A 20,594-nucleotide genomic window follows, 5' to 3' on the forward strand; every position below is an offset into this window, starting at 1 on the left:
CCGCTTTGCGGATTTGCACCTGTCATTTTCCATTTTCAATTTTCCATTCTCCATTCAATGACCACAGATTTCCATTGTACCACAGCTTGAAAACCGCCTCACCATTCCCGCTGCACTACCATATTTAGTACCCCGGGTCCTCATAGAAATCAGGCGCAGGATCATTGAATTTGGTGTATTCAGGCAGCCATGCGAGCTTCAGACGGCCAGTCGGGCCATTACGCTGCTTGGCAATATCGAGTTCGGCGATGTGAGGCTCAGATTCTTTGTTATAGTAATAGTCACGGTATAAAAACATAACTACATCGGCATCCTGCTCGATGGAGCCGGACTCACGGAGGTCGGCGAGCATGGGATGATGGTCTGTCCTTGCATCCGGCGCACGGCTGAGCTGTGACAGGCAGATCAGCGGGCAGTCCATTTCACGGGCAAGGCTCTTCAAACCTCTGGAAATCTCCGAGATTTCATTCTGCCGGTTCTCAGCCTTTCCCCTGCCGCTCATGAGCTGAAGGTAGTCGATAAGAATCAAATCCAGCCCTTTTTCTGTTTTGAGACGGCGGCATTTTGACCGTACCTCTGACAGGGTCACCCCCGGAGTGTCGTCAATAAAGATATTGGTATTGTATAAATGACTGTAGCCAAGGGAGATACTCTCCCAGTCCTCCGGTGAAAGATCTCCTGTACGGATCTTATTGCTGTCGACCAGAGATTCCGCGCAGAGCATACGCTGTACCAGCTGGGCCTTTGACATTTCAAGGCTGAAAATCGCGACTGCGGCGTTTTCCTTCAGGGCAGCGTTCTGGGCCAGGTTTAAGGCAAAGGCCGTTTTACCCATGGAGGGACGTGCTGCCACGAAAATCAGGTCAGATCTCTGCAGACCGGAGGTATAAAGATCGAGCTCTGAAAAGCCTGTTGTCAGGCCGGTCAGATTCCCCTGGTTCTGCTGAATGGTCTCAATCTGCATCAGGGTTTCACCAAGGGTTTCGCTGATGGGCTCAAAGTCCCCGCGTTTTTTTCCCTGTGAAACCTTAAAAATACTCTGCTCGGCACTTTCGATGACGGATTCCACATCATCATACTGGCCGTAGCTTTCATTGAGAATTTCGGTGGCGGTGTCAATCAGGTTTCGTATGACCGATTTTTCCTGAACAATTTTACAGTATTCCTCATAGTTCGTATACATGGGGACCTGGTCAACCAAGCCCGCGATATAGGCCGGCCCGCCAATTTCTTCAAGAACGCCCCGGTTTTTAAGCATATTAATCAAAGTTACGGTATCGATTGGCCGTCTTTCATCATGCAGCGCCAGCATACACTCAAATATTCTGGCATTAGCGGTACTGTAAAAGTCGTCCGGTGACAGCAGCTCCTCGGCCCTGGCGATATTGGATTCTTCCAGCAAAATCGCCCCGAGAACTGACTGTTCTGCTTCAAGGTTGTGGGGCGGAGTCTTCGGGTTAATCACCTGATTTCACCTCCTTTTTCAAAAAATTTCCCAGGAAATCGGCACGGATTTCCAAATTTATTTTGCAGCTTCAACCACAACTGTCAGGTTGCCTTCAACGCCGGCATAGGTTTTAACCTTTACTTCAATACGGCCTACATTTCTGACTGGTGCGTTTAAAGCGATCTTGCGTTTATCCACTTTGATTTCTTTCTGAGCCTCCAGGGCTTCAGCAATATCCTTGCTGGTGACAGAGCCAAAAAGCTTTCCGTCTTCCCCTGCTTTTTCAGCAATGGTGACGGTCGTGTCGTTAATGACTTTTGCCAAAGCCACAGCGGCCTGACGTTCTTCTTCCATCTGTTGTTTTTTCAGAGCCTGGGCTTCCTCAGCCTTAGCGATATTTTCTTTTGTTCCCGGAAGCCCTTTGTTGGTTTTGATCAAAAAGTTACGGCCGTAGCCATCCTTAACATTGACAATTTCGCCGGCTTTGCCGACATTTTGAACATCTTCTAATAAAACTACTTTCATTTTTCTTCTCTCTCTTTCATATATTCTTCAATGGCACTAAGCAACATCTGTTTTCCGACATCCAGATCATTGATATCTGGAAGCTGGGCGCCCGCAATGGCTAAATGACCGCCGCCGCCCATTTTTTCAAGGATCAGCTGAACGTTGACCTCACCCATGGAACGGCCGCTGATCACCAGCCCGCTGCCGCTTTTTAAGATAATGAAGGACGCGTTGATCCCCTTGATATTTAACAGCTCATCCGCTGCCTGGGCGGCAATGATCTTGGCGTATTCCGATTCGTTTTCCAACTGGGAAATGGCAATGCTGTCAAAATAGATCTTCGCGTTCCGCACCGCTTCTGACCGGGTGGAATAGGTTGCAAGGTCATCCTGAAGCATGGTTTTGGCGATAATGGTGTCCGCACCTTTACGGCGGAGATAGGAGGCTGCCTCAAAAGTACGCACCCCTGTTTTGAAGGTAAACATCTTCGTGTCCATGCACATACCCGCCATGAGGGCATTGGCCTCGGTTTCGTTCATATTTTCCTTTTCATCAAGGTACTGGAGCAGCTCTGTGATCAATTCACAGGTCGATGAGGCGTAGGCTTCCGTATAGTTGAGCACCGTCTTTTCGATGAATTTTCCGGAACGCCGGTGATGGTCGATGACCACAATCTTTTCGATTTCGTCGATCAGCTCCGGAACCTCCAGATAGTTGGCATTCTGAGTATCCACGATAATCAGCAGGGTGTTGGGCGTAATGTAGTCCTCTGCTTCCTTTGGCTTGATGAAGGAATCCCGGTACTCGTCGTTTTCCATCAGGTACTGGAACAGTTCCTTAATACTGTAGTTAATCTCTTTAATAACAATCTTACCGGTTTTATTGAGCGCCTTGCAGGCGCCAAGGAGGCCGACTGCCGCGCCCAGGCAATCCATATCCGGTGTCTGATGCCCCATGATCAGGACATTGTCGGACTCGCGGATAAGTTCTCTGAGGCCGTGGGCTTTAACCCTGGCCTTAACCTTAGTCCGTTTTTCTGTGGCTTCAGTGGTTCCGCCATAAAAGGCCATTTTTTCATCCTGTCTGACAACGGCCTGGTCGCCGCCGCGGGCAAGGGCAATGTCCAGCGCCGCGTGGGAAAGCTCATCGGCTTCACGGATAGCCAGCGGCTCATCGGACACACCGATACCGATACTCAGGGTCACTTGGGATTTTTCTTCGGTTTCTGTCTCCCGGATTTCATCGAGAATGCGGAAACGCTCTTCTTCCATGGCCCTCAGTTTTTCTTTTTCAAAAATCATTAAATAGTGGTCATTTTCATACTGAATGATCACAGCCCCGACCTTCTTTGCCCATTCGTTGATCTTCAGGTCGATCTGGCTCAGCACCGCAGACCGCTCGTGGCTGGGAAGCTGCTCGATGATATCGTCATAGTTGTCGATTAAAATATAACAGAAAACCGGTTCGTTTTCCTTATAGATTTCCTGCTGTTTTTTCTGAATAGTGACATCAAAAAAATGCAGCAGAATCAGTGTTTCATCCCCGTCGCTGAAGCTGTTTGACACAATGGTATAGTCGATATCCCTGTGATTGAAGTCCTGTTCTTTTTCCTTGAGCAGAGATTCAAGGTTGATCCCCAGCTCTTCCTGAATTTTTTTCCCGAAAAAGTTGGCAGTCGTATCCTTCTTCTTAAAGTTCCGGTCAAAATACTGATTATACCAGCAGATTTGTCCGTCTTCGTTGACAATCACCAGGGCAATCGGCAGCTCATACATCCGCTCCTGGTTTAAACGGTCAATATCGCCATAGATGGTCTCAATAGCCTTCTGAAGGCGCAGATTGGACTGTTTTTCCTCCTGGCTGTCACGCCAGAAGCAGATGCCGCAGAGCAGAACGCCCAGGCACCCCAGAGGGATATTGTAGAACAGGAGAATCAGCGACAGCAGAAAAATCACTAAATAGAGCTTCGACGCGATTGATTGCTTCTCTTTCATATGTTTGTACCATCTCGATTTTCTATAAATTTTCGTACATCAATGTAAATATCCGCAACGCCTACAAAGGAAATAATATAGGAAATATACGGTATAAACAGACAGAGTACGACGATCAGAATCTTCAGGCCCATGGATTCCTTTGCCCGCTTACGGTTTATCAGCCAGTACACAAAGGATATCCCCATTAAAAAGTACAGAAGATAGATGATCATCATCAGCGTATAGGTATAGACGGCCGGAATCGTATCAATATGCGCCAGATCAATGACTAAAAGGACAATGACCACCATAATGAGGAAATTCTTAAAGGACCTCGGCAGACGCCATTTACTGAGCTGTGGAAGCGGCTTTACCTGCAGCCGCATCCGTTTCAGAATTGTGTCAGAAATCAACACATTGGCCCAGCCAATAAAGAATGGCGAAATCAGAAACGCCAGCGGGATAACCATTTTCATGGTCTCCTTCATCTGGTCGACAGCTGTTTGCAAAAGGCTCAGCTGATCCTCTGGAAAAGCGCCCAGAGAGCGGTAAACATCCATTACCTGCGCTGATGAGGTGTCAATGGTTTCCGTAAGCATTGCGACAAAATTCTGTCCTGTCAGGACCTGCAGCAAAATAATGATGAGGATGATTGCTGCGAAAATCCCGGCATAAGCGGCTGCGAGTTTAAGAAAACCATCCTTACGCTTGTAATACATATACCCAAGACTACAGCCCACAAAAATCATATAGATACCGTAGCCCCCGGCTGTAAGCGGGTCCATAAACATAAATAAAATCAGCGTTGCTGCCAGGCCCGCGATAAGTGTCACCTTAAAGCCCTGTTTTTCCGCCAGTATAACCATCGGCACTGGAATCAGGAAAAAAAGCAGCAATAAAAAGGGAACATAAGAAGAAAACAGAGCGATGATTACCGCCAATGCACACAGCATTGCACCCTCTGTTATGGCCTTTGTTTTCATTTTTTCATACCTTCCTTTTCAAGGCATATTTATCCAATTCTATTATACATGATACACCTTGAATTAGTTTTAAAATCCCTTTTGTCCTTAAATAGACTAAAATGAACCTAGATATTATACCACATTCCCGGCTTAATGAACACATTTCTGTAAATTTTACAACATTTTTGCAACATTCTTTTTATCTTTGTGATTTTGTGGTATAAATAATAACAGCATTTAATTGAAGATTCTTTTACGAAATGTTAAACTATTTTTAAGTGGATAACTGAAAGGAGAAACAATGTCTGATTATATTGTAAGAGCCACAGCTGCCGACGGACAGATCCGCGCATATGCCGCGACGACCCGGGAGCTCTGTGCCCATGCGCATAAAATACACAACACCTCCCCCGCCGCCACCGTGGCTCTCGGCCGCCTGCTGACAGCCGGCAGCCTAATGGGAAGCATGATGAAAAACGATGATGAGGTGCTGACCCTGCAGATCAAAGGCGACGGCCCCATCGGAGGTATTACCGTTACGGCCAACAGCAAGGCCGACGTCAAGGGCTTTGTCTTTGAACCGCAGGTGAAAAGCGAAAATCCGCTCGAAACGGAAAAGGTCATCGGAAATGGAAATTTAAGCATTATTAAGGATATCGGCTTAAAGGAACCTTATGTGGGCACCTCACCACTGGTAACCGGAGAAATTGCTGAGGATTTAACCTATTATTACGCTTTTTCTGAACAGATTCCAACCTCTGTGGCACTGGGCCTTACCTTAAAGGAAGAAACCGAGGTCAACCAGGCTGGCGGCTTTATCATTCAGCTGATGCCTTACACCTCCGATGAAATCATCGACAGGCTTGAAAAAAAATTAAGCCAGGCCGAATCGGTTACTTCACTCCTGGAAAAAGGCCAGACTCCCGAAGAGATCCTGGAAATTATACTGGGCGATTTCGGCGTAAAGATCATTGACCGTCTGCCTGCCCAGTTCAAATGTGACTGTTCCAGAGAACGTGTCACCAAGGCCCTCATCAGTGTCGGCGAAAAAGACCTTCAGGAAATGATCGATGACGGCAAGACCATTGAGGTCAATTGTGATTTCTGCGGCAAACACTACTACTTTACCCCAGAGGAGCTGCAGATCTTGCTCCAGCTGGTGACAAAGAAAAAGATGCAGAAATTTAAGGTTGTGGACGCAGAACAATAAAAGCAATAAAAAACGAACTGAAAATTCAGTTCGTTTTTTTAGTGGATTCCCAAATAAAACCCTGGCATCTGGCTTCTTCAGTCATTCTCAGGAAGTATTGGTATACGTCTATATTCTCAGTCAACTCCGGGTGAAAAGCGGTTGCAAGCATATTTCTCTGCCGGGCAGCTACAATATGCCCCTCCAGCTCACACAACACCTCCGCGCCGCCACTCACAGATTCTATATAAGGCGCCCGGATAAAAACCAGCGGCATTGGGGACTGGCCAAAAGCCGAAATAATCTCAGATGTTTTAAAGCTGTCAACCTGCCGCCCATAGGCGTTTCGTCTGACTGTAATATCCATGACGCCCAGATACGGCGTCTCTCCCAGTATATGCTTTGCCAGCAGAATAAGCCCCGCACAGGTTCCCCAGACCGGCAATCCATTCGTAATATGGTCTTTCAGCGGGTCCAGCAGGCCAAAGTCTCGCAACAGTCTGCCGATGGTTGTGCTCTCTCCTCCAGGCAGGATCATGCCGTCCACAGCCGCAATCTCCTCTTTCCGTTTTACCGGAACACCCCGCACGCCCAGACGGCTCAGGCACTCCAGGTGCTCGTCCACTGAGCCTTGGAGCGCCAAAACCCCAATATGCGTTTTTTTACCAGCCCCTGCCTGCATAACGCTCTTCCTCGCCCAAATCTTTTAAATCGACGCCGGACATGGCTTTTCCAAGATCCTCGCTGACTTCTGCCAGAATTTCTGGATCGCTGTAATAGGCAGTTGCCCTGACAATGGCCTTTCCAACTTTTTCAGGGTTCTCCGACTTGAAAATGCCTGATCCTACAAAAACACCCTCGCTGCCAAGCTGCATCATAAGCGCTGCGTCTGCCGGCGTCGCGATGCCCCCGGCAGAAAAATTGACCACGGGCAGCCTGCCAGTTTCGTGGACATCGCACACCAGATTATATGGCGCCCCGATCTCCTTGGCATAGGATATGAGCTCTTCTCTGCGCATTCCGGCCACCTGGCGCATATCTGCCTGAATGGTCCGCATGTGCCGCACTGCTTCTACAACGTTGCCAGTGCCTGCCTCCCCCTTTGTACGGATCATGGAAGCCCCTTCTCCAATACGGCGCAGTGCCTCTCCGAGATTTCTCGCTCCGCAGACAAAGGGTACTTTAAACGCCGCTTTGTCAATGTGAAATCTTTCATCCGCAGGCGTCAGGACTTCGCTTTCGTCAATATAGTCAATTCCCAAAGCCTCAAGGATCTGCGCTTCAGCGATATGGCCGATCCGCACCTTTGCCATGACAGGGATGGTCACAGCCTCCTGAATTTCCTTGATCATCTTCGGGTCGCTCATTCTGGCGACACCGCCCTCTTTTCTTATATCTGACGGAACACGTTCCAGGGCCATAACCGCTACCGCTCCGCATTCCTGGGCGATTTTTGCTTCCTCCGGTGTGGTGACATCCATGATTACCCCACCTTTAAACATCTGGGCCAGGTTTTTATTTAATTCATTTGACATGATTTTTCTCCAATTTATATTTTTTTATTGACAGATATCTGTAATCTTGGGTATTATTATAGTTAAGAACTGACTCCTGCACAATAACCAGATTTAAAATAATTAATAGTATCAGATTGGAGAATTATGCTGACCTTTATTCTGAATCCCGATCACGAAATTCCACTGTACCAGCAGCTATACAGCTTTATCCGGAAGGAAATCGAGACCGGAAGGCTGCATCCCGGTGAAAAACTAACCTCAAAAAGAAAGCTGGCTGCCCACTTGAAAATCAGCCAGAATACTGTGGCAACAGCCTATGAACAGCTGGCCGCAGAGGGTTATATTATCTCCAAGCCCAAGAGTGGCTACTATGTGGCTGTTTTGGAGGATATGCTGCCCGATATACCAGAACCCTCTCCTGAGGAAGCTGTTGTTCACGCGGCTCAAAAGCCAACCCGCGAGCAGTGGCTTTATGATTTTAAAACCAATACCGTTGACGCTAACTTTTTTCCTTTTCCCACCTGGGCAAAAATCTCACGGGAAATCCTCCACAACCGCAACCGAAATCTGCTGCGGGCTGTCGATCCCCGGGGGTATTATCCTCTGAGAAAGGCTATCGCGGACTACGTGCACCAGTACCGCGGGGTCAACTGTACACCGGAGCAGATTATCATCGGCGCAGGGTCAGAATATCTGCTGGGGCTTGCGGTACAGCTTCTCGGCCGGAAAAGCCGCTACGCGGTGGAGAATCCCAATTACAATAAGGTCTACAAGGTCATTAAAAGCAATGGGGCGGACGTAAGCCTTATGTCCCTGGATGATGATGGCGTTTCCGTGGAAAGCCTGAAGCATTCCGGTGCAGAAATCCTTCATCTGACACCATCGCACCAGTTTCCATTGGGCATCGTCATGCCTGTGGGCCGGCGCATGGCGCTGCTGAAATGGGCGCTGGAATCCCCGGACCGCTATATTCTTGAGGACGACTATGACAGTGAATTTCGTTTCAGCGGCCGTCCCATCCCTGCCCTGCAGGGGCTGGACACAGCGGATAAGGTCATTTACTTTAATACCTTTACCCGGAGCCTGGCACCCTCCATGCGTATCTCATACATGATTCTGCCCGAGCGGCTGCTTCACGGTTACTGTGAGGATTTTTCCTTTTATTCCTCAACTGTTCCCCGCTTTGAGCAGCACACACTGCACCAGTTTATGAAGGGCGGCCATTTTGAGCGCCACCTGAGCCGTATGCGTAAAATCTATAAGGTGCGGCGGAATAAAATGCTGGAGTGCATCCGCTGTCTGCCCATGGCAGATAAAATAGAAATCTCCGGCGAAAACGCCGGTCTTCACCTGCTGCTGAAATTTGAGCCTCCCTACACTGAGAAAGCCCTTGTTGAACACGCAAAGGCGGCTGGTATCCGGGTTTATGGGCTGTCGGAGTATTATATTGAGCCAGAGGCCAGGATGCCGCGTAACGTCATTGTCATGGGCTACGCCAGCTTTACAGAGGAAGAAATTGAAACAGCCGTTTCGCTTCTGGGTCATGCCTGGAGCGCAATTAACTGAGGAGGATGTGATGAAACGTTATTATATCATTGTCGAAGGACGTGTTCAGGGGGTTGGTTTCAGGTATTTTGTCCAGTCCATTGCCGCAGGCTATGGACTGACCGGCTGGGTCCGCAATCTGGACAATGGCATGGTGGACATGGAGGTCCAGGGTAAGGAAGCCCTGATCCATAAGTTTATGACCGCCGTTCGGAAGGGGAATCACTTTATACGGGTGGATGACTACTCCATGAAGCCCATCGCCTTGGGTGCGGACAGCAAGTTTAAAATAAAGTACTACAAAACACCGGAATCCTTAGATTCCGGTGTTTTGTGCTTTTTAGTTGTTAGATGTGTATGGTAATAATGCGATATTACGTGCACGTTTAACAGCTTCGGTTACCTTACGCTGATGTTTTGCGCAGGTTCCTGTAGCTCTTCTTGGTAAGATTTTGCCGCGTTCAGAAATGTATTTCTTTAACGTAGCCACATCTTTATAATCGACTTCTGTCTCATGTCTTTCACAGAATTCGCATACTTTTCTTCTTCTTTTAAACGGTTTTGGCATTGTTTTATCCTCCTATCTTAAAAAGGTACTTCGTCATCGTCTGCCATCAAATGAAAATCGTCGTCGAAATCTAAAGGCATATTATTGGCTGGCTGTGGTGCTGCTTTTGCCGGAGCCTGATTGTAGCCGCCGCCAAAGTTATCGTTATAGCCGCTTCCACCGCCATCGTTTTTGCTACCGATGAAATCAAATTCTTCCAGAACAACCTCTGTCACATAACGTTTAGAGCCATCCTGAGCGTCGTAGGAACGGGACTGTAATCTTCCGGTCAGAGCGATTTGTCTGCCCTTGCCAAGATATTGGCAAATGACTTCAGCCTGTCTTCCCCATGCAACAATATTGAAAAAGTCGGCGGTTGGCTGACCTTCCTGTTTAAACCGTCTGTCAACAGCTAAAGAAAATGTCGCCACTGATTTTCCGGTGTTAGTTGTGCGCAGTTCAGGGTCTCTTGCTAATCTTCCTACTAAAATTACTTTATTCACGGTTTAACCTCTATTTTTCTTTTTTAACGATGATGCTTCTGATGAACTCTTCATTCATCTTGAATAAGTAGTCAAGGCTGTCTAATACAGACTGTTCAGCTTTGAATTCAATCACAACATAGTAACCTTCGGTATACTTTTTGTCGATTTCGTAAGCTAACTTTCTTTTACCCCATTCATCAACAGTTCCAACTTCACCTGCTGCTGCAATGGCGCCTTTAACCTTCTCAATCCAGGAATCTGTAACTTCCTTTTCTAATTCAGGTTGTAAAACAAATACTGTTTCGTAAGCTCTCATTTCAATTCACCTCCTTGTGGACTATGGCGCACCGCTTCTGCAATGCGCAAGGGTACAGTTCAATAGTATATCATAAAAGCAAAAAAAAGCAAACTCTTTTTCAAAAAAGAATTTGCTGGGGGGTTCAAGACCAGAAAGACGAAGCCTTTTACCTAAGGAAGAAAAAAGTGGCCTGCGGGTACTGCCCTCACAGGGATAGCTTCTTCACTAAAGCGGATGCTTCATCTCGCCGATGTCCGGCTGTGCAGTTAGGGCGGCGCCATTCCTGGCCGTCATCCACAGCGCCTGGACCTTTTTGCTTATCTGGATAAAAGGTGCAGTCTCGGACTACACTACTTTTTTGACAGTCTAAGCAAACTTTTTTTAAAAACAACTTGCCGTTTTCGCTATTTATTGTCCTCGTTGTGTTCGACAACTTTTTTAATCATCTTATTGAACTTGGACCGCGGCACAGTTACCATATGCTCACATCCTGTGCACTTTAATTTGATTTCTCCTCCCATACGAAGAATTTTCCAGTTGTAGCTTCCGCAGGGATGTTTTTTCTTCAGCTCCACAATATCCCCGAGACCATATTCCCTGTTTTCCATGATGGCTCCTTTCTACTTTTGCATAATTTGCGGCTTGGACTGTCCGTTGGAATAGACAACGTACTTACCATAAGGGATCTCAATACCCTTTTCGTCAAAAACTTCCTTAATACGCTTTCTTAGCGCAGTTTCTGCCTTGACCTTTCTGGCTGCATCCTCATCTGCAATGATGCGGATATTCATAGATGAAGGGTCCATGCGGGTTACCCCAAGTACCTCCGGCTTTCCGACAAACAAAGTCTCGTTGGCATTGTAGACTTCCTCACAGATTTCCCGGAGAACAGAAAGTACATAATCAATATTTTCTTCATAAGCAACTCCGACATCAACCACGGCTTTGATGGTTCCTTTGGAGTGATTGATGAGCCGGTCGATTTTCCCATTGTGAATAATAAACAATCCGCCGTCCATTTCACGGACCGCCGTTGTCCGGACACCAATGGTTTCCACTACCCCGTAGTGGTCATTGTCGATGGTGACATAATCTCCGACAGAAAACTGATTTTCAAATATGATGACAAAACCGCTCATAACATCCTCGACCAGGCCCTGAGCGCCGAAGCCAATGGCCAGAGTTCCAACTCCGGCAACCGCGAGAAGGGCCCCTACGTCGGTGAAAAAGGATAAAACGGTCAATAGTTCCGTCAAGAGCAAAGCCGTCCTTAAAAACGTCTTTAAAGCCTTTTTAAGGGTAAGTACTCTTTTTCGCTCCTGCGGTGTGATATTTTTCTTATTTTCATTAAAAAATTTATTGACCAGCCCATTGCTGACCTTGATGAGAATAAAAAATACAATGATCGTAATGACAACCGAAATAATTTTTTCGGTTAGTTCGCTCAGGTCAATTCCACTCAGCAAATGCTGCCAGAGATCTCCAACGTTTTCGTATACCATAAATCCTCCCTTCTAATGCAGATACAGTGCCACTGGTCCGGTGAGCACACCGTCCTTTACCATCTGCACAATGGTGACGTCTCCTGAAAAAATACCATAGTACAATACAACTGTGATCACAATCACTGCAATCACCAGTCCAATCACCAATCCAATGGCCAAACCTGCAACGCGGTTGGCTGTTCCGATAACAGGCACCCGGTTCATACCCTTTCCAATATGTCTTACAATGCCAAAGGCGGCGCTGCACAAAAGCAGCAGAATCAAAAATACAAAGCCGTTTGCAATCTGATAAATGACTGGCTGAAGCGCCTGATTGACTGCCTGGGCGGCAGCTGTGCCGCCCGACAGTATCGATGCGTCAGTAATACCAGATAAAAAATCCAGCCCTCCAATCCCCTGAAGGCTCGAGAGTGCCTCACTCCCATACTGTCCCACAGCATTTATGGCATTTTGGGTAATCGTGTCATTTATAAAATTTTTAACGGGTTCTACATTGAGTAACCAGTTTGTTACCGGTGCTGAAAAAATCCTTGCTATGACAAAAGATGCAATAAATCCCGCCAGACCAATGAGCGTATTTATTGCACCTTTTATATAACCGATCATTCCAACTCCGATCACCAGCACAATGCAGATGATGTCAAGAGTTGTCATATTCATATTTATTTCCTTTTGTTTTTATCATTCTGGGACATCAGCTTACGGATATGCTCCAGCTCTGCTGTGATATCCTGTGTTTCTGATTTTTCTCTGTCCAGCACGTTGTCTTTTTCACGCGGCGCTTTTCTTGGCTGTTTCGCTGCCTTAAGGCCTCTTTGGGTTTCGGCTATGGCACGGTTAACAGCCTCCGTATCAATTTCATCGATCAGACCTTTTTCTACATGATCCAGTATCTCCTCTGCTTCACCTGAAGGCGTGGCTGCTTCGGCCATCTTATCCTCAAGATTTTCCCGTTTACGCCGTTCTGCTTCTTCAAGCATTTCATCGGTGATTACTGAGAAAGCCTCGGTATAGATGATCTGAGGCTGATCATCATCATCTCCAAAGGGATCTTTGGGGTCAGCCTTTTTAGGCTGTGGTTTTGCTGGTGCTTTTTTCTTTGGTTTCTGCGGCGCTGCCTGTTGACTGGCAGCTGGTCTTCTTTTTTTGTTGTAGGGCTCAATGACCTTTTCGACGCTGATCTGTTCTTTTTCTTTTTCCCGTCTTTCTGCACGCTCGCGCAGTTTTTTACGTCTGCCGGAGCCCATGGCAATGCCGATCCCCTGGAAAACAATGACCAATATCAGGCAGATGACAAAATACACAACAATGGGAATAGCAGAGCCGATAAAATGGTAAATCAGCCCATAGGGCAGATACCAGAAAATCGTTGGCGCTACCAAAAATGTAAATTCATTCCAGGCGCTGGTGAAGTTTGTTCCAGGCGCTGCGTAGATCACTATTGTAGATACAATGGTAAAGACCAGTATGGGCAGCAGACTAAAAAATATGTATTTTGCATAGCTCCCATCCTGGTGGCTTGCTGGATTTCTAAATAAAAACCAGTTCAGGAATATCCAGTAACCTGCCGTTATCACCAATTCGATGGCACCAAACCAGAGCTTATAGTTGCCATCATTTCCTATAAGGTCTAGAACATTTTTCAAAATCAGAACAAGCACGATGTAAATCAGGTTGCCGAGCAGCGCTGTCTCTATCGGGCTCATCCTTTTTTTAATGTGATAATTATTCTGATTCATCATTACTCCCGTCATTTTCATATCCCAAAAGATCCAGAATGCGGTTCAGGTCTTCTGTAGAATAGTATTCCAGCTCGATCTTCCCCTTATCCTTTTTTCCTGAGATTTTTACTTTGGTGGCAAATTTCTGTTTCAATCCATCCTCCACTGCGGTAATATACGGATTTTTTTCAGGTTTTGCCTTCTCCTCCTTTGGAGGGTTTTTCAGCAGTTTCACCTTTTTTTCGGTTTCACGTACACTGAGTTTTTTATCAATAATCTCTTCGCACAGGGCCTCCATCTGCCTCTGATCTTCCAGTGACAAAAGAGCTCTTGCGTGACCTGAGCTGATGTTGTCATCCAGAACCTCCTGCCGCACTTTATCGGGAAGATTTAAAAGCCGCATAGTGTTTGTAATAGCTGCCCGGCTTTTACCGATACGGATGCCAATCTCTCCCTGTGTCAGATTAAAATGCTCCATAAGCGCGCCGTAAGCCTCAGCTTCCTCGATGGCATTCAGATCCTCTCGCTGAACATTTTCGATAAGCGCAAGCTCCATTACATCTTTAGCTGGCAGGTCTTTCACAATGACCGGAACTTCTTTCAGCCCAGCCATGGTGGCTGCGCGCCAGCGGCGCTCGCCTGCGATAATGGTATATCCATTGTTTTCCGGCCTTACCACCAAGGGCTGAAGAATGCCGTGCTCTTTAATGGAAGCAGCCAGTTCCTCCAGTTTTTCCCGATTGAATTTCTTACGGGGCTGGTCGGCATTTGGTCTTATCTTGTTGATCTGGAGAAAAAAGACCAGCTTTTCGGCATTTTCAGTATCGCTGTTGTCAATACTCATAAAGCTTTCATCGGGAATTAATGCCTTCAAACCCTTTCCTAATCCTCTGCTCTTCGCCATGATCTACTCCTGCCTTTTTATAAACTCTTGTGAAAATTCCGAATAGGCCTGCGAACCTTTTGAGTTGATCGCATATTCAAAAATCGTCTGACCATAGCTCGGCGCCTCCGCCAGTCGGACATTTCTGGGAATATAGGTATTATACACTTTGTCCTTGAAATATTCCTTTACCTCATCCACAACCTGAAGTGAAAGATTGGTACGGCCATCATACATGGTCATTAAAACGCCCTCAATTTCAAGCTTGGGGTTCAAACCTTTTTTCACCAGGCCTACAGTGCTCATCAGCTGCCCAACACCTTCCAGCGCATAAAACTCACACTGGATCGGTATCAAAACCGAATCTGAGGCTGCCAGAGCATTGATGGTTAAAAGTCCAAGAGATGGCGGACAATCAATGAAAATAAAATCATAAAAATCCTGAACGCTTTCAAGGCTGTGCTTCAAACGAAGCTCCCTCTGGCTCATGTTTGTCAGCTCAATTTCACTTCCCGCCAGCTCCAGATTGGATGGAAGAATGTGAAGGTTTTTGTACGAGGTTGTCAGGATAATCTCTTTGGGATCATCTCCGACAATGAGCGCGTCATAAATGCTTTTTTCCAGCTCATTTTTATTGATGCCGAAGCCACTGCTTGTATTCCCCTGGGGATCGGTATCAACGGTCAGTACTTTGTAATTCATCATGCTTAGCGCAGTGGTGAGATTCATGGTTGTCGTTGTCTTTCCGACACCACCCTTTTGATTAAAAATCGCAATAGTTTTTGCCATATCAGGGTCCTTTCCAGTATGTTTCACGTGAAACATATATAATCTCGGCACAGTTTGTACTCTAACATTATAATAAACAACAGACTGTTTTGTCCATTTTTTATTGGTATCTTAAATATTTTTTTGCATAAAAATGCTTCTTCAGATGAAGAAGCAAAATATTCTTTGAATTGTGATGGTGGCTTTCTAAAGCACATCGATCAATGGACAGGTGCATTAAAAAATTTACATAACTGCCTTACCCAGCACCATTTTAAGCTGTATTATCCGCAGCCACAGAAATTCCCTACTTAGGAATAATTATTTTAATCTCGACATAGTCTTCCCGTTCGATCTCTTTATATTCTGCTGTGTTCCGGCTTTCCTTAACAGCCTTGAATGCTGTCTTGATGGTATTGATATAAATCTGGGCGTTGATGAAGGACTTGACACGAGCCTTCTTTTCCGGCGTCAGCTTTTCATCATAATTATTAGTTAATACATCCTTGCGGATTTTTTCAACCAGCTCCTCAGTTTTTTTAACAGTCATATCTTTTTTGACGACCTGCTTTAATACCTCTTCCTGAAGCTCTGTATCTGGAATCCTCAAAAGAGCCCGCGCGTGGCGCTCTGTAAGATTATTCTCAGTCAATGTTTCAATGATCAACGGATCCAGCTTTAAAAGGCGAATTTTATTTGCGACGAAGGATTGGGATTTTCCTAGAAGCTCCGCAATTCGGTCCTGGGTTAAATTATAGTATTCCATGAGCTGCCGGTAGCTTTCCGCTTCCTCGAAGTAGGTCAGGTCTTCACGCTGAACATTTTCCATGATAGCGATCAAAGCGGAATCCTGATCGGACATTTCCACGATGATAGCTGGAATGGTTTCCTCCCCTGCCACTTTGCTGGCTCTCAGCCGACGTTCACCAGAAACAAGTTCATAAAATTCCTCACTGATCTTCCGAACCTGGATAGGCTGAATGACACCAAAGGATTTAATGGATTCCGCCAGTTCAGTAATCGCAGAATCTTCAAAATGTTTTCTTGGTTGATTTGGATTTGGAAGGATTTTATCAACTGGTATCTGTTCAACATTTGATTCAATAATACTCTTCATTTGATTATCTCCTACATGTGTTTCATATGATATGTTTCACGTGAAACATCTTAACCCGGAAAAGGTTCCCTCTTAATTTTACCAAAGGCTCTCGGAAACCTCTCCGGTGTGTTTTTAACTTTATCAACTAATATTATAACATGAACCAAGTCCCTTTGCAGTAACAAACAGGATTCTATTCCGGTTATTTTTCCGCCAAGGACCTTAATGGCTTTTTCTCCGTCATCCATCTCTTCCAGATAATTTTTTCCCTTAAGAGCAATAAACTGGCCACCTTTTTTTGCCAAGGGCAGACATAGCTCAGAAAGCAAACATAAGTTCGCTACCGCGCGGGAGACAATACAATCATAGCCCTCCCGGTAGGCAGGGTCTTTTCCAAACTCCTCAGCCCTGCCGTGAAGAAATTCCACATTTTTTATTCCGATCTCGCGACAGATATTCTCAATAACCTTCAGCTTTTTGCCGGTTGCATCCATCATGGTGATCTCTGCTTCCGGCATCATAATAGCAAGAGGTACACCTGGAAATCCGCCGCCCGTACCTATGTCTAAAATTGATTTCGCATCTCTATGAATAAATTTCAAACAGGTAAGGGAATCAATCAGGTGCTTTTCAATAAACTCATCCACATCCGTAATGCGGGTCACATTGATCTTTTCATTCATAATAAGCAGCTTTTCCATATAAAGAATCATCAGCCGGCTTTGTTCTTCGTCAATGGCAATGCCGCATTTTTTGCCGGCATCCATCAGCTTTTCTATATTACTCATTTTCTTCTTCCTCCACCGGCGCCTGTCTGCGGTTCTGCTCCAGATAAATAAGCAGTACAGATAAATCTGCAGGAGATACACCCGAAATACGCGAAGCCTGTCCCATGGATTTTGGCTGAATATCCGTCAATTTCTCAACGGCCTCAAGACGAAGACCCCCGATGGCAGTGTAGTCAATATTTTCTGGTATCAGCTTTTTTTCCATTTTCTTAAACTGTTCCACCTGAGCAATCTGTTTTTTAATGTAGCCGTCATATTTAATCTGAACCTCTACCTGTTCACACACAGCGTCAGAAAGCGCCTGACGCTCAGGGTCAAGCTCTGCGGTATTGGCATAGCCTACCTCTGGCCTACGGATAAGCTCTGCCAGAGTAACGCCGCTTTTAATGGGTGAACTTCCAATATCTTCGAGTACCTTATTAGTATGTTCACCTGGTTTAATCATTAACCGGGTTAACCTTTCCTTTTCCTGCTCAACTGCTGCTTTTTTGTGAAGAAAAGCGGTGTAACGCTCCTCAGAAATCAGGCCAATTTCATAGCCAATGGGGGTTAACCGCAGATCTGCGTTATCCTGGCGTAAAAGCAGGCGATACTCTGATCGGGAAGTCATCATACGGTAAGGCTCTTCTGTTCCTTTGGTAATAATATCATCAATCAAAACGCCAATATAGGCCTGTGAGCGGTCAAGAACAACCGGCTCCTTACCTTCGATGGCACGCACCGCATTGACACCGGCGATAAGCCCCTGGGCTGCCGCCTCCTCGTAACCGGAAGTCCCGTTGATCTGTCCTCCGAAGAAAAGCCCCTTAATATCTTTAGATTCAAGACTGGCCTTTAACCGTGTGGGATAAATACAGTCGTACTCAATGGCATAGGCTGAGCGCATAAATTCGACCTTTTCCATTCCCGGAACCGTACGGTAAAGAGCGATCTGCACGTCCTCAGGAAGGCAGGAGGACATCCCCTGAACATAGACTTCGTTTGTGTGCAGGCCCTCAGGCTCCATAAAAATCTGATGCTGGGGTTTATCCGCGAAACGCATGACCTTCGTCTCAATGGATGGGCAGTAGCGCGGGCCAACTCCGACGACATCACCGGTATACAGCGGTGACCGCTCCATATTTTCATTGATAATCCGATGGGTTTCCTCGTTGGTGTAGGTCAGATAGCAGGGTACCTGGTCAATCTCAATTTTCTCCGTCTCAAAGGAAAAAGGGACGATCTTTTCATCACCATTCTGAATCTGCATTTTAGAGTAATCCACGGTTTTAGCATCCACACGGGCAGGCGTTCCTGTTTTAAAGCGCTGCAGCTCAATCCCCTGCTTAAGAAGGCTGTCAGACAGCTGCATGGCCGGAAAAAGCCCGTTAGGCCCGCCGTCATACTGGACCTCACCGATAAAGATTTTTCCTTTAAGGTAAGTACCAGTACAGATAACGCAGGCTTTGCACTGATAAACCGCCCCGGTCTGCACTTCTACTCCGGTGATCCTTCCGTCCTCCACAACAATACGGGTAGCTTCCTGCTGCTTTAACAACAGATGCTCCTGATTCTCAATCACTTCTTTCATCCGGAACTGGTAGGCCTTTTTATCTGCCTGCGCCCGTAAAGAATGAACCGCCGGCCCTTTTCCTGTGTTCAGCATCCGGCACTGGATCATGGTAGCGTCGATATTTTTTCCCATCTCGCCGCCCAGAGCATCAATCTCACGTACAAGATGCCCCTTACCTGTTCCCCCGATGGATGGGTTGCAGGGCATCATGGCAACAGAATCCAGATTGATGGTTAATAATAAGGTTTCAAAGCCCAAACGCGCCGCTGCCAGAGCCGCTTCTGCACCGGCGTGTCCGGCGCCGATGACGACAACGTCAAAACTTCCTCCCTGATAGTTCATAGTATTCCTCTACTTTCCAATACAAAAATTCTTAAATATCTGATTGATAATATCCGAACCCACCGAACGCCCTGTAATTTCACGGATCTTTTCAAGCCCGTCCTTAATATCAATAGAGACGAGCTCCAGCGGCATTCCCATATCGATGGTTCCGAGAGCGTTTTTCAGGCAGCCCATGGCTTCCTCCAGCAAGTGGACGTGGCGTACATTGTTGACAATATAGTCTGCCTCCTGATCGACAGAACCACCCATGACCATTTCAAGCATTTTATCCTTAAGCGCTTCGACGCCTTTATCTTCTTTTAAAGACAGAGGCATCCATCCATCCGGCACATCGCGAGTCTCCATCATACTGTCTGTCTTATTAGCAATAAAAATGGTTTTTGAAGAGTCCAGCTCTTCAATAAGTGTCTTTTCCTCTTCAGAGAAGGGACGGCTGAGGTCTGTCATAAACAGAATAAGGTTCGTATTTTTAATGAGCTGACGGGATTTCTCCACACCGATCTGCTCAACCAGGTTGTCCGTTTCGCGGATACCAGCGGTATCGATGATTTTAAAGGGAATCCCACCGATGTTGATATATTCCTCAATGATGTCACGGGTGGTTCCCGGAATCTCTGTGACAATGGCCTTGTTTTCCATCAAAAGGGTATTGAGCAGGGAGGATTTTCCAACATTAGGCTCTCCAAGAATCGCGGTGGTGATCCCCTCGCGATAAATTTTCCCAGTCTCCGACGCCTTAAGTAACGCATCCACCATGTCCATGGCCTGCTGAATATGGTCATTGAGATAAGCTGTGGTCACTTCCTCAATATCGTATTCCGGATAATCAATGTTCGCTTCCACATTTGCCATGACATCAATGAGCAGGTCGTCGATGGCAGTCAGCCGCTGAGAAAGCTTTCCTTCAAGCTGTCCAACGGAATACTCCAGGCTCTTTTCAGTTTTAGCAGAGATAATGTCCATGACTGCCTCGGCCTGGGCCAGATCCAGACGTCCGTTTAAAAAGGCGCGCTTGGTAAACTCACCTGGCTCTGCCAGACGTGCGCCAGAGCGGATGACTGCGTCCAAAATTCTTTTCAGTGACACAATACCCCCGTGGCAGTTAATCTCCACCACATCCTCCGCTGTGTAGGAAAATGGCCCTTTCATTTTTGAGACCAGAACCTCGTCGATGATCTTTCCATCCTCAGGCTCAAGGATATTGCCATAAAGCAGCTTGTGGGATTCTGCACCCTCCACGGTTTTACCAGCATGATTTACAAAAATCCGGGTGACAATATCTACTGCTTCCGGTCCGCTGACGCGTATAATGCCAATGCCCGCACCGCCAAGTCCAGTGGCGACCGCTGCGATGGTATCTTCATTTAATAATGCTTCGTTCATTTTTATTTCCTTTACTCGTTTTAACAATTAACAATAAATAATTTCAAAAATTGTTCATTGGTAATGGCTAATGA

Annotated in this window: 21 protein-coding genes and 1 pseudogene; 3 read left to right on the plus strand and 19 right to left on the minus strand. The window is 46.3% G+C overall.

Annotated features, from left to right (window positions below):
• Positions 1-124: 124 nt before the first annotated feature.
• Genes dnaB through B2M23_RS03055 form a run of 4 tightly spaced genes read right to left on the minus strand, consistent with a single transcriptional unit; the run spans position 125 to position 4,913 of the window.
• A complete protein-coding gene (gene dnaB, locus B2M23_RS03040) occupies positions 125-1,465 on the minus strand; it encodes a replicative DNA helicase (RefSeq protein WP_038353293.1) in 1,341 nt (446 codons plus the stop codon).
• 57 nt (positions 1,466-1,522) lie between these two features.
• The gene (gene rplI, locus B2M23_RS03045; RefSeq protein ID WP_038353294.1) at positions 1,523-1,972 is read right to left on the minus strand and encodes a 50S ribosomal protein L9; all 450 of its coding nucleotides are present in this window, start codon (positions 1,970-1,972) and stop codon (positions 1,523-1,525) included.
• Positions 1,969-3,948 (minus strand): DHH family phosphoesterase, encoded by a 1,980-nt coding sequence (locus B2M23_RS03050; protein ID WP_038353295.1) that lies wholly within the window; start codon positions 3,946-3,948, stop codon positions 1,969-1,971. The genes rplI and B2M23_RS03050 overlap by 4 nt, the downstream gene beginning before the upstream one ends.
• On the minus strand, positions 3,945-4,913 hold the full coding sequence (locus B2M23_RS03055) for a YybS family protein (RefSeq protein WP_038353296.1): 969 nt from the start codon (positions 4,911-4,913) through the stop codon (positions 3,945-3,947). Before B2M23_RS03055 ends, B2M23_RS03050 begins: the two co-directional genes overlap by 4 nt.
• Positions 4,914-5,196: 283 nt before the next feature.
• Here B2M23_RS03055 and hslO point away from each other — a divergent pair, with 283 nt between their 5' ends.
• Positions 5,197-6,105 carry an Hsp33 family molecular chaperone HslO gene (gene hslO, locus B2M23_RS03060; protein ID WP_038353297.1) on the plus strand — a complete coding sequence of 303 codons (909 nt, stop codon included), beginning with the start codon at positions 5,197-5,199 and terminating at the stop codon, positions 6,103-6,105.
• A gap of 25 nt (positions 6,106-6,130) precedes the next feature.
• On the opposite strand, the gene pdxT is transcribed toward hslO, so the two are convergent.
• Together pdxT and pdxS are read right to left on the minus strand one after the other, a co-directional pair.
• Positions 6,131-6,766, minus strand: coding sequence for a pyridoxal 5'-phosphate synthase glutaminase subunit PdxT (gene pdxT, locus B2M23_RS03065; RefSeq protein ID WP_052237373.1), 636 nt, complete (start codon positions 6,764-6,766; stop codon positions 6,131-6,133).
• Positions 6,747-7,619, minus strand: coding sequence for a pyridoxal 5'-phosphate synthase lyase subunit PdxS (gene pdxS, locus B2M23_RS03070; protein WP_038353298.1), 873 nt, complete (start codon positions 7,617-7,619; stop codon positions 6,747-6,749). The genes pdxT and pdxS overlap by 20 nt, the downstream gene beginning before the upstream one ends.
• 126 nt (positions 7,620-7,745) lie before the next feature.
• On the opposite strand from pdxS, the gene pdxR reads away from it, so the two are divergent.
• Both pdxR and B2M23_RS03080 read left to right on the plus strand, forming a co-directional pair.
• Entirely contained in the window at positions 7,746-9,167 is a 1,422-nt protein-coding gene (pdxR, locus tag B2M23_RS03075; RefSeq protein WP_038353299.1) for a MocR-like pyridoxine biosynthesis transcription factor PdxR, read from the plus strand.
• Between the two features lie 10 nt (positions 9,168-9,177).
• A pseudogene (locus tag B2M23_RS03080) lies at positions 9,178-9,444 on the plus strand (acylphosphatase); the annotation flags it as partial.
• Between the two features lie 42 nt (positions 9,445-9,486).
• Here the strand turns inward: B2M23_RS03080 and rpsR are convergent.
• The 13 genes from rpsR to mnmE all read right to left on the minus strand — a co-directional run bounded on the left by rpsR (position 9,487) and on the right by mnmE (position 20,520).
• Positions 9,487-9,714, minus strand: coding sequence for a 30S ribosomal protein S18 (rpsR, locus tag B2M23_RS03085; protein ID WP_013382824.1), 228 nt, complete (start codon positions 9,712-9,714; stop codon positions 9,487-9,489).
• A gap of 17 nt (positions 9,715-9,731) precedes the next feature.
• Positions 9,732-10,196: a single-stranded DNA-binding protein gene (locus tag B2M23_RS03090; protein WP_013382825.1), complete on the minus strand. Its 465-nt coding sequence runs from the start codon at positions 10,194-10,196 to the stop codon at positions 9,732-9,734.
• Between the two features lie 10 nt (positions 10,197-10,206).
• The gene (gene rpsF / locus B2M23_RS03095) at positions 10,207-10,494 is read right to left on the minus strand and encodes a 30S ribosomal protein S6 (protein WP_013382826.1); all 288 of its coding nucleotides are present in this window, start codon (positions 10,492-10,494) and stop codon (positions 10,207-10,209) included.
• Positions 10,495-10,880: 386 nt separating this feature from the next.
• Positions 10,881-11,084: a DUF951 domain-containing protein gene (locus B2M23_RS03100; RefSeq protein WP_038353300.1), complete on the minus strand. Its 204-nt coding sequence runs from the start codon at positions 11,082-11,084 to the stop codon at positions 10,881-10,883.
• A 12-nt stretch (positions 11,085-11,096) separates the two neighbouring features.
• A complete protein-coding gene (locus tag B2M23_RS03105; RefSeq protein ID WP_038353301.1) occupies positions 11,097-11,978 on the minus strand; it encodes a mechanosensitive ion channel family protein in 882 nt (293 codons plus the stop codon).
• A 12-nt stretch (positions 11,979-11,990) separates the two neighbouring features.
• Entirely contained in the window at positions 11,991-12,641 is a 651-nt protein-coding gene (locus B2M23_RS03110) for a CvpA family protein (RefSeq protein WP_038353302.1), read from the minus strand.
• A gap of 2 nt (positions 12,642-12,643) precedes the next feature.
• Entirely contained in the window at positions 12,644-13,720 is a 1,077-nt protein-coding gene (locus B2M23_RS03115) for a G protein-coupled receptor family protein (protein ID WP_038353303.1), read from the minus strand.
• The gene (locus B2M23_RS03120) at positions 13,707-14,606 is read right to left on the minus strand and encodes a ParB/RepB/Spo0J family partition protein (protein WP_038353304.1); all 900 of its coding nucleotides are present in this window, start codon (positions 14,604-14,606) and stop codon (positions 13,707-13,709) included. Before B2M23_RS03120 ends, B2M23_RS03115 begins: the two co-directional genes overlap by 14 nt.
• 3 nt (positions 14,607-14,609) lie before the next feature.
• The gene (locus B2M23_RS03125; RefSeq protein ID WP_038353486.1) at positions 14,610-15,374 is read right to left on the minus strand and encodes a ParA family protein; all 765 of its coding nucleotides are present in this window, start codon (positions 15,372-15,374) and stop codon (positions 14,610-14,612) included.
• 286 nt (positions 15,375-15,660) lie between these two features.
• Positions 15,661-16,470 (minus strand): ParB/RepB/Spo0J family partition protein, encoded by an 810-nt coding sequence (locus B2M23_RS03130; protein ID WP_038353305.1) that lies wholly within the window; start codon positions 16,468-16,470, stop codon positions 15,661-15,663.
• Between the two features lie 50 nt (positions 16,471-16,520).
• The gene (gene rsmG / locus B2M23_RS03135; RefSeq protein WP_038353306.1) at positions 16,521-17,240 is read right to left on the minus strand and encodes a 16S rRNA (guanine(527)-N(7))-methyltransferase RsmG; all 720 of its coding nucleotides are present in this window, start codon (positions 17,238-17,240) and stop codon (positions 16,521-16,523) included.
• Positions 17,233-19,134, minus strand: coding sequence for a tRNA uridine-5-carboxymethylaminomethyl(34) synthesis enzyme MnmG (mnmG, locus tag B2M23_RS03140; protein ID WP_038353307.1), 1,902 nt, complete (start codon positions 19,132-19,134; stop codon positions 17,233-17,235). The genes rsmG and mnmG overlap by 8 nt, the downstream gene beginning before the upstream one ends.
• Before the next feature lie 9 nt (positions 19,135-19,143).
• Positions 19,144-20,520, minus strand: a complete 1,377-nt coding sequence (gene mnmE, locus B2M23_RS03145; RefSeq protein ID WP_038353308.1) for a tRNA uridine-5-carboxymethylaminomethyl(34) synthesis GTPase MnmE — start codon at positions 20,518-20,520, stop codon at positions 19,144-19,146.
• Positions 20,521-20,594: the final 74 nt, after the last annotated feature.

The sequence above is a fragment of the Eubacterium limosum genome (genome assembly GCF_000807675.2).
GTDB classification, from domain to species: domain Bacteria; phylum Bacillota; class Clostridia; order Eubacteriales; family Eubacteriaceae; genus Eubacterium; species Eubacterium limosum.